The organism is Magnetovibrio blakemorei (assembly GCF_001746755.1).
GTDB lineage: Bacteria > Pseudomonadota > Alphaproteobacteria > Rhodospirillales > Magnetovibrionaceae > Magnetovibrio > Magnetovibrio blakemorei.
In genome coordinates, this window is the sequence record NZ_MCGG01000052.1 from 1 (window position 1) to 13,925 (window position 13,925).

Below are 13,925 nucleotides of genomic sequence, written 5' to 3' on the forward strand. Positions count from 1 at the left end.
GGGTATAATGTTATCCAACAACCCTGAACGCGAACCTTAAAGCTGTGTTGTGATGACATGGTGTATAGAGGTTCAGCTATTTTCCGCTGAGGAAAAACAATATTGTTCCAATTCCGTTCCTAGCTTGTGAACGGATGTTGTGCGGGCTTTTGTCTGTACATGGAGCAGATCTCAAGTGTGAGAAGGGCATTTCGTGGATGCCTTGGCATATAGAGGCGATGAAGGACGTGACACTCTGCGATAAGCTACGGGGAGCTGGGAGTAAGCTTTGATCCGTAGATTTCCGAATGGGGCAACCCAGAGCTTTAGCTCTATCCGTACCTGAATACATAGGGTGCGGAGGCAAACCCGGGGAACTGAAACATCTAAGTACCCGGAGGAAAGGACATCAACCGAGACTTCGTAAGTAGCGGCGAGCGAACGCGAACCAGGCCAGTGGCTAGTTGTGTAGAACCAAAAACGGATGGAAAGCCGTACCATAGAGGGTGATAGTCCCGTATGGGTAGAAGCACTTTTAGTCCTTGAGTAGGGCGGGACACGTGAAATCCTGTCTGAACATGGGGGGACCATCCTCCAAGCCTAAGTACTCCTATATGACCGATAGTGAACAAGTACCGTGAGGGAAAGGTGAAAAGCACCCCGATAAGGGGAGTGAAAGAGATCCTGAAACGGAATGCCTACAAGCAGTCGGAGCAGCCTTGAGCTGTGACGGCGTACCTTTTGTATAATGGGCCAGCGAGTTAATTTTACGAGCAAGCTTAAGCCGTTAGGTGTAGGCGTAGGGAAACCGAGTCTGAATAGGGCGCCAAGTTCGTAGTATTAGACCCGAAACCGAGTGATCTAGCCATGAGCAGGTTGAAGGTGCGGTAACACGCACTGGAGGACCGAACCCACGTCTGTTGAAAAAGACGGGGATGACTTGTGGTTAGGGGTGAAAGGCCAATCAAACTCGGAAATAGCTGGTTCTCCGCGAAATCTATTTAGGTAGAGCGTCATGTATTACCATCGGGGGTAGAGCACTGGAAGGGCTAGGGGGTCCCACAGACTTACCAAACCTTACCAAACTCCGAATACCGATGAGTAGAGCATGGCAGACAGACCTCGGGTGCTAACGTCCGGGGTCAAGAGGGAAACAACCCAGACCACCATCTAAGGTCCCCAAGTTATGGCTAAGTGGGAAAGGATGTGGGAAGGCCAAGACAGCCAGGAGGTTGGCTTAGAAGCAGCCATCCTTTAAAGAAAGCGTAATAGCTCACTGGTCTAAATAAGCCGTCCTGCGCCGAAAATGTATCGGGGCTAAAGTCATACACCGAAGATGTGGATTTACACGCAAGTGTAAGTGGTAGCGGAGCGTTCCGTAGGCCTGTGAAGGGTAACCGCGAGGTTGCCTGGAGGTATCGGAAGTGAGAATGCTGGCATGAGTAGCGATAAAGGGTGTGAGAAACACCCTCGCCGAAAGTCCAAGGGTTCCTGCGTAAAGCTAATCTGCGCAGGGTGAGTCGGCCCCTAAGCCGAGGCTGAAAGGCGTAGGCGATGGGAATCCGGTTAATATTCCGGAACCTGTTGGTAGTGACGGTTGCTGTAAGTTGTGTGCACTTATTGGATTGTGTGTGCAGCGAAGGCGGCCCAGGAAATAACTCCAACGTTATAGACCGTACCCGAAACCGACACAGGTGGACTGGTAGAGAATACCAAGGCGCTTGAGAGAACTGCATTGAAGGAACTCGGCAAATTGCCTCTGTAACTTCGGGATAAAGAGGCCCCGTCTTTGGGCAACCAGGGGCGGGGGGCACAGACTAGGGGGTGGCGACTGTTTACTAAAAACACAGGGCTCTGCTAAGCCGTAAGGCGACGTATAGGGTCTGACGCCTGCCCGGTGCTGGAAGGTTAAATGGAGTGGTGCAAGCTGCGAAATGAAGCCCCAGTAAACGGCGGCCGTAACTATAACGGTCCTAAGGTAGCGAAATTCCTTGTCGGGTAAGTTCCGACCTGCACGAATGGCGTAACGACTTCCCCACTGTCTCCAATGCAGACTCAGCGAAATTGAATTCTCCGTGAAGATGCGGAGTACCCGCGGTCAGACGGAAAGACCCCGTGCACCTTTACTACAACTTTACAGTGGCACTAGAAAATAACTGTGTAGGATAGGTGGGAGCCTTTGAAGCATCGGCGCCAGTTGATGTGGAGGCAACCTTGAAATACCACCCTTTTGTTTTTTGGTGTCTAACCGAGGTCCCTTATCGGGATCCGGGACCCTGTATGGTGGGTAGTTTGACTGGGGCGGTCGCCTCCTAAAGAGTAACGGAGGCGCGCGATGGTAAGCTCAGGCCGGTCGGAAATCGGTCGTCGAGTGCAATAGCATAAGCTTGCCTGACTGCGAGACTGACAAGTCGAGCAGAGACGAAAGTCGGCTATAGTGATCCGGTGGTCCCGAATGGAAGGGCCATCGCTCAACGGATAAAAGGTACGCCGGGGATAACAGGCTGATCTCCCCCAAGAGTCCACATCGACGGGGAGGTTTGGCACCTCGATGTCGGCTCATCACATCCTGGGGCTGGAGCAGGTCCCAAGGGTTCGGCTGTTCGCCGATTAAAGTGGTACGTGAGCTGGGTTTAGAACGTCGTGAGACAGTTCGGTCCCTATCTGCCGTGGGAGTAGGAGAATTGAGAGGATTTGCCCCTAGTACGAGAGGACCGGGGTGAACAGACCTCTGGTGGACCTGTTGTCGTGCCAACGGCACAGCAGGGTAGCTAAGTTTGGACGGGATAACCGCTGAAAGCATCTAAGCGGGAAACCCACCTCAATACTAGTTCTCCCTTGAGAACCGTGGAAGACCACCACGTTGATAGGCCAGGTGTGGAAGCGCAGCAATGTGTGTAGCTAACTGGTACTAATTGTTCGATTGGCTTGAAATCTCTCCATGTGCAGGTGAAAACCCGTACAGGAACGATTTGTTTTACAGCAACGGAAAATAGCAAAATCTTTTTATGCCGCCTTGGATGACTTGGTGGTTATGGCGAGAGTGAACCACCCGATCCCATCCCGAACTCGGCCGTGAAACCTCTTAGCGCTGATGGTACTGCATCTTAAGGTGTGGGAGAGTAAGTCGCCGCCAAGTCTTCCAAGTCGGCCTAAAAAAACAAAACAAAACAAAATAATATCCGAACACAATAAACACAAAAACCCCGTCCCAGTCTCTATGCGGGGCGGGTTTTTGCTTTAAAGAACAATCCAAATATCCGGGCATGAACCGGTATGCAAAATTGACGCGGGGTGGAGCAGCCCGCCCGTGAGGCCAAGCAAACGCAAGGCCAAACCAAACAAAACAAGCTCCCGGGCATGCCCCGGTATACAAAATTGACGCGGGGTGGAGCAGCCCGGTAGCTCGTCAGGCTCATAACCTGAAGGTCATAGGTTCAAATCCTATCCCCGCAACCATAAAAACACCGTCAACTCAATGAGTTGGCGGTGTTTTTGTTTTTGGGGTCCGTGGCGCATGAAATACCGGGTAAGCTTGGGGTAAGCAGACAACTTCAAGCTCTAGCAAGCAGGAGCAAGGATTAACATATTTTTGGTCGCGGGTGTCTAGAAAACTAGGGGCGGGTCCTCATTTTGCGTTGTTCACCTTATAATGATCGAAGAACACGCGAACCAAATCCGAACGCGTGATCACGCCCAACAAATGATGGTCATGATCACAAACGAGGACCCGCTTAATTTGATAGCGCTTCATCAGTTCCAACACACCATTTACATTGTCGTCGGGTAATGTGCAGATGACGTCACGGACCATGTAAGCGGAAACCGGGTCGTTTGGCACCTCAAGCTGAGGTTGGTGTGCAAAATGGCTGAACATAGCCTCAAGCGTTTGCCATACATTGTGTGTTGGGTAATGTGCAGGCAGCCCAAGACCACGGAGGAAATCGGCCTCGGTGATGATACCAATGAGCTGATCGTTATCGTCAACGACGGGAAGTCCGCTGATGCGTTCTGTGACCATAAGGTGAGCAGCCTCTGCCATCTCAGTCTCGGGATGGACGAAGCGCACGGGTTTGCTCATGATTTGGGTCACGCTCAATGACTCATTGGCGCGTTGACGAGAAAAATGCTCCGCGCGCTCGGCCAAGGTCATCACATCTTGTGCAGCGACATCAATGAGGGTTCCCATACTCTCAAGAGCACGTTGATAGTCTTCCAGATGCGGTCGTCTTGAATTCTTGCTGCCGCTCATTTGCATCCTCCAAATATGTTACCCGGTGCTCCAAGATCGTGGTTTTTTCATACCAGATATTTTGCAGACCTGTTGCACATATCCGTAAGGAAATAATTCAAATAAGCGGTTGCGAGGGGCCCCACTGTTTTTCATGAAAATAACGGCATCGCGCGAACTGGGGGCGACGCCATGCTCGTTATACCATTCTCGAACGAAGCGGATCACGCGCCAGTGTTCCTCGCCCAACACGATGTTTTCTTCTGCGGCAAATGTTTCGGCGATGCTTTCGTTCCAATCGGTTGGGTCTAACAGATAGCCTTCGTCGCCGGTTAGAGACCCTACGTTCAAAGTTTGTGCTTTCATAATGTCCTCACTATCTCATTTTTCTGGGTGTGATATGTGCGGGTATTCTGTCTTATGCCGATTTAATGTACTTCACATCAAGTTGTACCAATTTGGTCAGGGCATCGGATGGGTGGAGGAGGTCCGCGAGGGTGTACTGATCCAAAACGTTCAAGAAGGCCTCTAACGCTTCATGCATAACGTTTTGTAAGATGCACACCGGTACGATCAGGCAAGTGTTCTTGCCTTTACCATGGCATTCAACCAAATCCATGCGGCCTTCCATGGTGCGCACAATGTCACCGACCAAAACCGTTCCCGGATCGCGTCCCAAACGAATACCGCCGTTCTTGCCGCGGACGGTTTCGATAAAGCCGGCGTTGCTCAGCTTTTGTGCTATTTTCATCAGGTGATCACGCGACAACTCATACCGGTCGGAAATTTCCCGAATGGTCGCCATGCGATTGGGCTGCAGTCCAAGATAGATTAGAACGCGAAGGGCGTAATCCGTGTGTGCGGTCAGGCGCATCAAAGCTCTACTTTCATCTGTTGAATGTCAGCGGCAATTCAACTCACTTTGTGCCAGTCTTATCTTTGCGTTTATAAGAAGTATATAATATGCATCATATAGAATAAATGCAACCCAATAGCATGTTCGTCGACTATTTTGCCTGTCAATATCAGGATTAATATGAGGGCCAATACCTGGGGGCGAGGTGCTACAGTGTTGTTCTGGCCAGACACTCTTATTCTTTGTGCGGGAGGGACACGCCCGCTTCGGTCACCATCATATCCATCGCAATATCGTGGGGTTGGGGATAAATCGTTGTGATTTCAGTGCAGGCATAACCGACGCCAAGGATGCGGGGTTTTGGCGACAGAGTTGCGAGGGTGCGATCAAAATAACCGCCGCCATATCCAAGACGAAAACAGTATGAATCGAAACCAAGCACAGGTGCGATCACGATGTTCGGTCGAACGTTCTCGCCAGCTTTTGGAATCTTGATGTTCCACACGCCGGACTTCAGGGGTTCTCCGGGTGACCAACGCCGAAATGCTAAGGGCTGCGATTTCCCGACGACCACAGGCAGGGCACAGAACCCATTGCGTTCTGTTAACCGTTCGATCCAGCCGCGCAGATCCCGGTTCCCCGCGCATCGGCCAATAGACGCTGACCACCAATCCTGTAGGGTTGCCGATGATCAGGTCGAGATGAGTTGCGATTTGCTGCGAGAATTCGAGACGCTGTTCGACCCCAATCGCTTGTCTTATTAACATCAATCTTTCGCGTTCAGCCTTCCGCCAGCGGGTGACGTCAACCTGCTGACGGATATCCACTGGGTTGAGCAGACCTGAATATACAGGATCAATTTCGTGCATGAAGCACGGCGGGGACGCAAAGAATGAGGGGGGATCATCATCATCATCACTATTTTGATGGTTGCTCATGAATCACCTCTTTGGCGGTATCATCTGGTCAAATGTTGAGATCATCATTTATGAAACGCTGGCCTTTGGCTAAAATTTGTCCATGTCCAACAGAAATGCCGAGTTCCAGACTTTCGGCGATGCGTCGTGCACGTTCTACGAAGTGCGCGGCTGCAGCGGGAGGGCAAACGGTTTGCGCGGTGTGCTCGAACAATTCGAGCCAACGATTAAAGTGGCGAGCATCAACAGGCAGATGTGCGTGTTTGCCCATGGGGTTGCCGTGATAGCGTCCCGTCATCAAGGCAACGGATGACCAAAAGTCGCACATGGTTCGCAAATGAGGCTCCCAATCAGTGATGTGCGCGGTGAAGATGGGGCCGAGCACTCCATCATCACGGATGCGGTCATAGAAACGATGCACAAGGTGCTCGATCATGGCCTCATCAATGCCGGTTTGATCAACAATTTGGGTCCTGATTTCGTTGCGGCGCGGCTCAGACATAGGAGATTCCTAAATAGTGGTATTTTATATGCATCTTTACCACATTCAGGGAACAGCCTCAATTGTCTTGTTTGTCAACGCGAACACCCCACTCATCAAATGCTGGGACGAAACATTTACCGTTTTCTGTAATAGAGCCACAAGGCACTGATTTGGCGTGGCGTAAGGGGGTTGGTGAACAGCATCGTTTCGTCGCCTTTTACGCCATTTATGAGACGCGCCAAGAACGCTTCTGACGAACTTTCTTTGGCCATGAGAAACAAGTCACGGCTGGGCAGAATGCTGGCTTCATCGCCGTCACCCATATCATCATGACAACTGGCGCAATACGCATCATGAATGGCGGAAGCTTCGCGCCGTTGTGTTGGCGTTAGGTGCTCTGTTGCATAGGGCGCAGTATCGAGGGGGTGGCGTATGATCAACTGATTCAAGACGGTGATTAATAAACGGCGCGATGATTGAGCCTTGAGCAGTTGATCCGCCCCTGCCTCATCATGAGCCTGTTGCAGCAACCATGGCAAAAGCCCCAAAGAGCCTTTGATACGCTGTTGCAATCCCTCAGCATGTGTTGCGGGCAGCCCCGGTTCATTTGTGAGGCGCACAAGGTCGCTGCGGACAATGAGGAGCTCTGCCGCCAGTTCTTGCGGGAGTGAACGATCCGCCATTGCGGGTGTCTCGGTCATGAATAAAACGACAACGACCGCGATGCCAAACAGCACCGCGGTCGCAGATGTGAACTTTATGAAAGTGGTCGCTATAAGTGTCATAAAGTCCTTATGGGGTTGTGGCCTATTTGACCTCGATTTTGGCTTCCGTCGGCATATTCGCGGCGGTCCAGCCCGTCATGGAACCATCGTACATCTTTGCATCTTTGTTGCCGAGGATTTCCGAAGATGCAAACCAGCCAATGGAGGCCCAGTGACCGGTATTGCAGAAGCTGATCTGTTCGCCGGACGTTGGCACACCAGCTGCTTTATACAGTTCGGCAAGCGTGTCTTTGGAACGGAACATGCCGCCACCGTTATCGGTCATCCAGCTTTGCGGGATGTTAACCGCACCGGGAATCGTACCACTGGCTTTGGATTTCCCGTGACGGTTTACGCCCATGTATTGGTCGGCGGTACGGTTGTCGACCATGACCACGCCTTTGTCCAACGCCGCTTTAACATCCGCGGTGGACGGGATCATGTCTTTTCTCAAAGCAATGTTAAAGGTCTTGGCGGTCACATTTGCGGCACCCTTTTCCAATGGATTGGTTGGGTTTCCATCTTTGTCCTGAGCCGCCAAATACGCATTCATGCCGCCATTGAGGATTGACACATTGTCGTGGCCAAGGGCTTTGAAGGTCCAATACATGCGTGCGGCCGTGCCCATATCGGACGAGTTGTTGCCCGGTGCAACCAACACCACATGGCTTGCATTGTCGATGCCCAGACCACCGATCAAAGCGCCCAGCTTGGAGGGATCTTCCGGAAACATGGCCGGCACGCCATCGATGCCGACACGCCAGCCGTCTTTGGCGTAGTCGGTGTTTACGGCACCGGGAATATGACCGCGTAAATAATCTGATTTGCCACGGGCATCAATGGTTACCACACCCGCTTTGGTGCTGTTGGATTTGACCCAATCCACATCCACCAACGGATCAGCGGCCTGTGCCGTATTCACAGTGAAAATCATCATCGCGGCAACAGCGATGGTGAACCAAGTCCCCAGAACGCGTCTTGCTTTCATCATTAGAAACTCCCTTTCTTGATCTAAGCGTAACGGTTGATCCGTTACACGGTGACGACCAAATCAGCGTCAAGAATGGCAACAGCTGCCGCATCCCAACTTTCAGTGTCGTCGATTTTCAGGTTGCTCATATCCAGGCTGACAACCTGGTCTTGCCCAACACGCGTTGCGATGGCATTGGCCACCGTATCGCCGTCAGGAAATAAGCCGGTGTTTAATTCCAAAATCGTCCTCATGGCGGTTTCTCCGTCTTTTCATTTTTGCCTACAAGCTGACAACACGGTCGCTTTCGGCAATGGCTCGGCCCAAGGCATCTGCGTCCAAAAAGGTCAGATCTTCGGCCATTTCGGCAACAGTTGTTTCGGGTGTGATGTCGGACAGGTCCAACAGCTCAGCCTGTTCGGCATTGGCTTGGGTATCTGCAACGGGTTCCGTCATAAAGATCAACCTGACAGCGTTGCCGACAATGGTCAGGCCAGCAGCCACGCGCATGGCTTCGGTGTGATCGCGCCGACCCAGGACCAAAATGGATTTTGTCGTCATGACATAGGCTCCTTACAGGCTTACGATTTTGGCTGCTTGCGCCATCAAAGTGCTGTTGATGGTTTGACTGCCTTTTTCGACCGGGCAATCATGGCCGCTCATATGCAGATCCCAAGAATGTTCGCAAACCGCGGTCCGCTCTGCACCAGAAATCGCATCCATAAACCCAGCATCACCCAAGGCCTTGACGCCATCGTTGGTGAGGAAGCATCCCCACGCGGTGCCCCGGTTGGTAAAGGCGCGTGCCAAGGGGGTGGCGATGTGAACCGCGTCTGGATTTGTAATGTGCAACAGAACGTCCATGGGTCTTCCTTACTGATTCAAATCAATGTTGCCGCGCATGGGAGCAGTAAAAATCACCTCGCGGCTCATGCTGCGGGTTTCGCCACCTGGGGCATTCTCTGTGGCGATAAAGGGGGTGTTCAGCATCGACACCTGCATTTGTCCGGCTTGGTACAAGAGTGCGCCAACGGTCCGAGTCTCTTCGCGCGTATTGCCAATAATCAGAACGTGCTCTGCCCCACTTAATCCGACCGTGCCCAGTAACCAGCGCAAAGCATGAAACCCAATGTGGTTCCCGCTGCCGTCAACAAAATTGTTCGTCGGCAGACAGCGCGCGCCGGGGAGAGAGGCACCTTCACACGCCTCTACATCACGCGTATCGATGACGTGTGTTTGCCGGGCGTCTTGAACGTGTGCGACAGACATCAAGTCGTCAGCTGAAAGGGCAGGGCTGCTGAACGTCAGCACCACGCACCACTTCACAAGACCGACACTGAATGCACGTCTGTTCATCTTCTCAACATCCTCCGAAACGGACTATTGGGGCCGCCCCGGACGCAGCGGCGGCAGGTGGATTGTCCACGTAATAGGCCATCAACTCTTCAACGGGCAGTTCACCAAAGCCTTTGCCCACATCAACAGTGCCCATTTCATAGGCTGGCTGAGGCGTGGCTGCTTTTTCGACGATGTCTTCATCCATCGCCATGAACGGAAAGGCCACCACCGCCACCAACAACGATACGGCAAGCGAACCAATGCAAAAAATCAAACTGTCTCTATCCATGTGGAAATCTCCAATCCGATTGCCAAGTCATAAGGTGTTTTTGAGGAAGCTGATGTACATGACGCCAAACGCGATAATCGCCATGACGAGTTGGGATGTGGTTTCTATATCCATGGTTTGGTGTTCCTCAATCGCCGCGATAATGATGGATCAGGGTGTTCACGCTGACAGCTTCGCCGGTTTCAGGATGTTGGGCCTTGGGTGTGAAATGCGGCACACCATCGCGATCGACGCGCAAGCTTTGCGGTGGCCAAATCAGCATCGCTGCAATACCCGCAATGGATATGAACAAGGCACCCCAGCTGTAGATGTTCATGATGATCTTGGACATGTCGTTTCCTTAGTCCTTGCGGATGTAAACTTTCCAACAGCGGGCATCTTTCACGGTTTCCAGATGTGTTGCGGCCATTTCGTCACACAGTGGCGGCAAAGCTTCCATAGAGGACGGATTGTCGACCTGGACCTCAATCACCTGACCCACGTCGATTTGGCCGACGGCTTTTTTGGTCATCAGTTGCGGCCGCGGGCAGCTGTCGCCGATGCAATCGACGGTTTGAACCACCGTGTAGGTCTGGCCGTCACCAAGGGTAACGTCATGGCTGGCTGCCGCTTCTTCGGTTTTTGGTTTTTTACTGAACAGTCCCATAATTTTTTACTCCCAAATGATTATTCTGCAGGTGTTGAGCTGGCTTCGTGGCTCTCAGACACTTCGCGGTGGTGCCCGGCCTGAATGGCTTCTTTGCGCAAGATCGCGCGGTAGATGCCGTATAAAACGGCGACTTGCATCAATCCGAAAACGATGGCCGGAATGCCGAATTTTTCTTGCAAGGTGGCGGCATTGGCATAGCCCAATTGCAGGGCTTCCAAGTTCGGTTCGCCCGTCATGCTGACGGGTGCAGGGGGCCAATAATCGACTGACCACACCAGGGAAAACAGGAACATACCGACAAACGTGAAGATCAAGGCCCACACCGCACCAATATTGCCTTCACCCGCTTTGACCCAGGTGGACACCGTGCAGGCTCCGGCCAAAACCATACCGACGCCAAAAATGAACAACCCGGCAAAGGTGTTCAGGCCAACGTCAAAGTGCATGGTGTGGCCTTCGCCAAAGGTGATGAACAAGGTAAACCCAAAGGTCAAAATCATCATCGCCACCAATAAAGCTTTGGTGTTGCGATAGGTGCTGAATAACATGGCGTCGCGCAACGCCGCAGTATTGCAAAAGCGTGAACGCTGAACCAACAGGCCGACACAAGATCCGAATATGAAAGCCACAATGCATTCGCCAATGACGGACATGTCTCAACCCTCCAGAATTTTTTTGAAATCATTGAGCCAACCCATGCGCCCGCAACGATGCCGCTGATGGCGAGGTAACCGCCCAAGTTCATTTCCGGGGTCAGGCCAAAGAACGTTGAAACGTTGCAGACAAATGCCAACCGGATGCCGATGCCCATCAGCAACCCGCCGATGGTGATCATCACCCATTCCGACATACGACGGGGAAAGCGCAGATAAAATTCATCGCTGAGCTTGGCGCCGACAAAAGCACCGAACAACATGCCGAGGCTGATGTAAATTTTCCAATATCCGATGTCGGGTTTAAACACGAGGTTCCAAAAGGGCAGGCGTTTGAGATCGTCGCCCATGAACACTTCTGCGATCAGGCCAGTCATCATGGTTTCACCACCACCGACGGTCCATGCGCCAACAATCAAAAACAGAAAGATGTCGAGTACGGCGATGGCCATCAAGGCAATGACCGGATCAAGGGTCTTTTTGAAAAACTCCATTTGCAGGAAGCCTCCCCCAGTTATTGGTGTTAGGGCTGCTTTTGTTTGCAGCGTTGATTTACGTTAGGCTTGTCGGAAATCAGGGTGGTAGTAATTATTGCAAACAACGTTAAAATAATATCGGTCAGGATCTTGCGCTCAGTCTTATGGGATTGATGCTGTTCGGTTTTTCCCCTTTGTAGGTAGGCTCAAAGCCATGTCAATTTTTATTGAAATCGAACCTGAAAACTTTTTGGGGCACATGTTCAACGCGTGCTCTACCGACCAGGTGAATGAATTCATACCTGAAAAGCGGGGATTTAGAATTCATGGGCACAGCACCACGATTCGGCTGGAAAAGGTCTTTTGGACCGTCCTGGAAGATATGTCAGAACGGATGAAAATCACGCTGCCGCAACTGATTATGCGCATTCATGATCAGTGCATGGTGGCGAATGACAAGAACATCGCTTCCTGCCTGCGTGTTATTTGTATGAAATATATGAACATTTACGCATAAGGTGCACTGCAGATGAGCAACACAGGTGGTCCGGTCGATAACAGCAGCCACGTCCTTGCGATCATGTCTCTTTATACCGATCTGGCCACATCGCCAGATATAGATTTTGGCTGGGCTAAGGGTAAGGAAAATGCGCGTCGGCTCGGGTATGATGAACGCTGGTTAAATGCACTTCCCGCTATCATCTGGGAATCGTCTGCCGCCGTCGGGTGCCCGTTTAACCTCGGTGATATTTTGCCAGGTCAAACGGTCGTGGATTTGGGGTGTGGTGCCGGAACCGACCTGTGCATTGCGGCGTTGTTGTGCGGAAAAACCGGCAAAGCCATTGGTTTTGACGTTACGCCAGCCATGGTGAACAAAGCAAAATCCAATGCGCACGTGTTAGGGTTAGGCCATATCGAGGCTTTTGAGGCTGATTTTTCGGCCTTGCCCTTAGATGATGAAAGTGCGGACGTGGTGATTTCAAATGGATCGATAAATTTATCTCCGTCTAAGTCGGCTGTATTTGCGGAAGCCTTTCGCGTTCTCAAATCTGGCGGCCGCCTGCAGTTTGCCGATATGGTACGGTCGCAAGTCCCTGCCGAGCTCCCTGCGGACCAATGCGAGTCCTGGGCCGATTGCGTTTCCGGAACGGTGGCCCCAGAAGCCTACATTAAAATGTTGCAGCAGGTCGGTTTCAGAGACGCCGAACTGGTTGGGTTTTCTGACTACTCGACCGCTGAAACAACCGTTGGTGCACTGTTCAGAGCCATCAAATCATAAGGATTTGAACGCGTATGAATGACCTGAAAAATTAAACCAGGACCACATTGATTTATGAAGTTTGGCTCAGATACGCCGCCGTGCCTTTGAGCGCTGGGTGTTCGGCGGTGACGACATAGGTTGGAATGGCGGCGATGCGGGATTCGAAACGTCCCTTGTGTTCGAAGCGGCTGCGGAAGGGGCTTCGTGCAAAAAAACCCAAAATTTGCGGCACGATACCACCGCCGATATAAACGCCGCCCCAAGCGCCTAAAGTCAGGGCGATGTCTCCTGCACAGGATCCTAAAATGGCGCAGAACATGGTCAGGGCCTGTTTTTCGAGTGAAGCTTGTCCTTCACGAACGGCTTCGGCATCTAGCGCCGCTGACGAAATGGCGGGTGCCGTCCGTGTTGGAACGGACAACCCCTCAATCTCCGCCAGAGCTTGATGAATGTTTTCAAGGCCCTGTCCTGATAACAATCGTTCAATGGATACGCGGCCAAATCTTTTCTGCAAGACGCGCAAGACCTCGATTTCTTCGTCATCGACTGGCGCGAACGACACATGCCCGCCCTCTCCCGAAAGCGCGCTCCAGCCCTGTGGCACCGGGATCAGTCCCGAAACCCCCATGCCGGTTCCCGGTCCGATAACGGCGATGGGGGTGTTGTCCTTGGCTTGACCTTTTGCAATTTGGTGCTTTTCATGGGCATCCAGATAAGGCACGGCCCAGGCCTGTGCGGTGAAGTCATTAATGACTTCCAGGCGGTTTATGGCAAATTGGCGTTTGACGTCGGAGCGTGAAAACCGCCAATGCGCATTTGTCAGGGCCAGGGTGTTTTCGCTCGTCGGTCCGGCCAGGGCGATGCAGGCATCGTGAATTTGACGGCCGTCGCAAAATGTCTTGATGACCTCATCTAGGGAAGAAAAATCCGCGACCTTGTAGCAGCGCTCCTCTGCATACGCAGCCTGTCCGGTCTTCCAGGCCAGTCTAACGTTCGTGCCGCCAATATCGCAGAGCAAGTCGGCCATGTCGTATGATCCTTGATTCAACCCATTTTTA

19 protein-coding genes, 1 tRNA gene and 2 rRNA genes are annotated in these 13,925 nt (G+C 52.1%); 5 read left to right on the top strand and 17 right to left on the bottom strand.

Features of this window, described 5'->3' with window-relative positions; genetic code table 11:
* The first annotated feature begins 169 nt into the window (after window positions 1-169).
* The 3 genes from BEN30_RS12970 (at window position 170) to BEN30_RS12980 (ending at window position 3,438) form a co-directional block, all read left to right on the top strand.
* Window positions 170-2,915: ribosomal RNA gene (locus BEN30_RS12970) — 23S ribosomal RNA — on the top strand.
* A gap of 88 nt (window positions 2,916-3,003) precedes the next feature.
* Window positions 3,004-3,118 (top strand): 5S ribosomal RNA (rrf, locus tag BEN30_RS12975).
* A gap of 243 nt (window positions 3,119-3,361) precedes the next feature.
* A tRNA-Met gene (locus BEN30_RS12980) sits at window positions 3,362-3,438 on the top strand.
* Window positions 3,439-3,607: 169 nt separating this feature from the next.
* Here the strand turns inward: BEN30_RS12980 and BEN30_RS12985 are convergent.
* The 16 genes from BEN30_RS12985 to BEN30_RS13060 all read right to left on the bottom strand — a co-directional run bounded on the left by BEN30_RS12985 (window position 3,608) and on the right by BEN30_RS13060 (window position 11,624).
* On the bottom strand, window positions 3,608-4,231 hold the full coding sequence (locus tag BEN30_RS12985) for a CBS domain-containing protein (RefSeq protein ID WP_170827059.1): 624 nt from the start codon (window positions 4,229-4,231) through the stop codon (window positions 3,608-3,610).
* Between the two features lie 18 nt (window positions 4,232-4,249).
* Window positions 4,250-4,576 carry a TusE/DsrC/DsvC family sulfur relay protein gene (locus BEN30_RS12990; RefSeq protein ID WP_069958759.1) on the bottom strand — a complete coding sequence of 109 codons (327 nt, stop codon included), beginning with the start codon at window positions 4,574-4,576 and terminating at the stop codon, window positions 4,250-4,252.
* A 52-nt stretch (window positions 4,577-4,628) separates the two neighbouring features.
* The gene (locus BEN30_RS12995; protein WP_069958760.1) at window positions 4,629-5,084 is read right to left on the bottom strand and encodes an Rrf2 family transcriptional regulator; all 456 of its coding nucleotides are present in this window, start codon (window positions 5,082-5,084) and stop codon (window positions 4,629-4,631) included.
* Between the two features lie 217 nt (window positions 5,085-5,301).
* The gene (locus tag BEN30_RS19240; RefSeq protein WP_211563413.1) at window positions 5,302-5,721 is read right to left on the bottom strand and encodes a 5-formyltetrahydrofolate cyclo-ligase; all 420 of its coding nucleotides are present in this window, start codon (window positions 5,719-5,721) and stop codon (window positions 5,302-5,304) included.
* A 311-nt stretch (window positions 5,722-6,032) separates the two neighbouring features.
* Window positions 6,033-6,485, bottom strand: a complete 453-nt coding sequence (locus BEN30_RS13005; protein ID WP_069958761.1) for a group III truncated hemoglobin — start codon at window positions 6,483-6,485, stop codon at window positions 6,033-6,035.
* Between the two features lie 116 nt (window positions 6,486-6,601).
* Entirely contained in the window at window positions 6,602-7,252 is a 651-nt protein-coding gene (locus BEN30_RS13010; RefSeq protein WP_139135032.1) for a hypothetical protein, read from the bottom strand.
* A gap of 22 nt (window positions 7,253-7,274) precedes the next feature.
* Window positions 7,275-8,222 carry a sulfurtransferase gene (locus tag BEN30_RS13015; protein WP_084005530.1) on the bottom strand — a complete coding sequence of 316 codons (948 nt, stop codon included), beginning with the start codon at window positions 8,220-8,222 and terminating at the stop codon, window positions 7,275-7,277.
* A 41-nt stretch (window positions 8,223-8,263) separates the two neighbouring features.
* Entirely contained in the window at window positions 8,264-8,455 is a 192-nt protein-coding gene (locus tag BEN30_RS13020; RefSeq protein WP_069958763.1) for a hypothetical protein, read from the bottom strand.
* A gap of 28 nt (window positions 8,456-8,483) precedes the next feature.
* Entirely contained in the window at window positions 8,484-8,762 is a 279-nt protein-coding gene (locus BEN30_RS13025) for a hypothetical protein (protein WP_069958764.1), read from the bottom strand.
* Between the two features lie 12 nt (window positions 8,763-8,774).
* Window positions 8,775-9,065 carry a hypothetical protein gene (locus BEN30_RS13030; protein ID WP_069958765.1) on the bottom strand — a complete coding sequence of 97 codons (291 nt, stop codon included), beginning with the start codon at window positions 9,063-9,065 and terminating at the stop codon, window positions 8,775-8,777.
* A 9-nt stretch (window positions 9,066-9,074) separates the two neighbouring features.
* Complete coding sequence (locus BEN30_RS13035) at window positions 9,075-9,557, bottom strand: rhodanese-like domain-containing protein (protein ID WP_069958766.1); 483 nt, start codon at window positions 9,555-9,557, stop codon at window positions 9,075-9,077.
* A 4-nt stretch (window positions 9,558-9,561) separates the two neighbouring features.
* Window positions 9,562-9,828, bottom strand: a complete 267-nt coding sequence (locus BEN30_RS13040) for a hypothetical protein (protein WP_069958767.1) — start codon at window positions 9,826-9,828, stop codon at window positions 9,562-9,564.
* A gap of 127 nt (window positions 9,829-9,955) precedes the next feature.
* Window positions 9,956-10,159: a hypothetical protein gene (locus tag BEN30_RS13045; RefSeq protein ID WP_069958768.1), complete on the bottom strand. Its 204-nt coding sequence runs from the start codon at window positions 10,157-10,159 to the stop codon at window positions 9,956-9,958.
* Window positions 10,160-10,168: 9 nt separating this feature from the next.
* On the bottom strand, window positions 10,169-10,474 hold the full coding sequence (locus BEN30_RS13050) for a sulfurtransferase TusA family protein (RefSeq protein ID WP_084005532.1): 306 nt from the start codon (window positions 10,472-10,474) through the stop codon (window positions 10,169-10,171).
* 20 nt (window positions 10,475-10,494) lie between these two features.
* Window positions 10,495-11,025 carry a YeeE/YedE thiosulfate transporter family protein gene (locus BEN30_RS13055; protein ID WP_069958769.1) on the bottom strand — a complete coding sequence of 177 codons (531 nt, stop codon included), beginning with the start codon at window positions 11,023-11,025 and terminating at the stop codon, window positions 10,495-10,497.
* Window positions 10,977-11,624 carry a YeeE/YedE thiosulfate transporter family protein gene (locus tag BEN30_RS13060; protein WP_069958770.1) on the bottom strand — a complete coding sequence of 216 codons (648 nt, stop codon included), beginning with the start codon at window positions 11,622-11,624 and terminating at the stop codon, window positions 10,977-10,979. Before BEN30_RS13060 ends, BEN30_RS13055 begins: the two co-directional genes overlap by 49 nt.
* A gap of 196 nt (window positions 11,625-11,820) precedes the next feature.
* On the opposite strand from BEN30_RS13060, the gene BEN30_RS13065 reads away from it, so the two are divergent.
* Window positions 11,821-12,123: a ribbon-helix-helix domain-containing protein gene (locus BEN30_RS13065; protein ID WP_069958771.1), complete on the top strand. Its 303-nt coding sequence runs from the start codon at window positions 11,821-11,823 to the stop codon at window positions 12,121-12,123.
* Between the two features lie 12 nt (window positions 12,124-12,135).
* Window positions 12,136-12,885 carry a methyltransferase domain-containing protein gene (locus tag BEN30_RS13070; protein WP_069958772.1) on the top strand — a complete coding sequence of 250 codons (750 nt, stop codon included), beginning with the start codon at window positions 12,136-12,138 and terminating at the stop codon, window positions 12,883-12,885.
* Window positions 12,886-12,937: 52 nt separating this feature from the next.
* Here BEN30_RS13070 and glk read toward each other — a convergent pair whose 3' ends face one another.
* Entirely contained in the window at window positions 12,938-13,894 is a 957-nt protein-coding gene (glk, locus tag BEN30_RS13075; protein WP_084005536.1) for a glucokinase, read from the bottom strand.
* Between the last annotated feature and the right edge of the window lie 31 nt (window positions 13,895-13,925).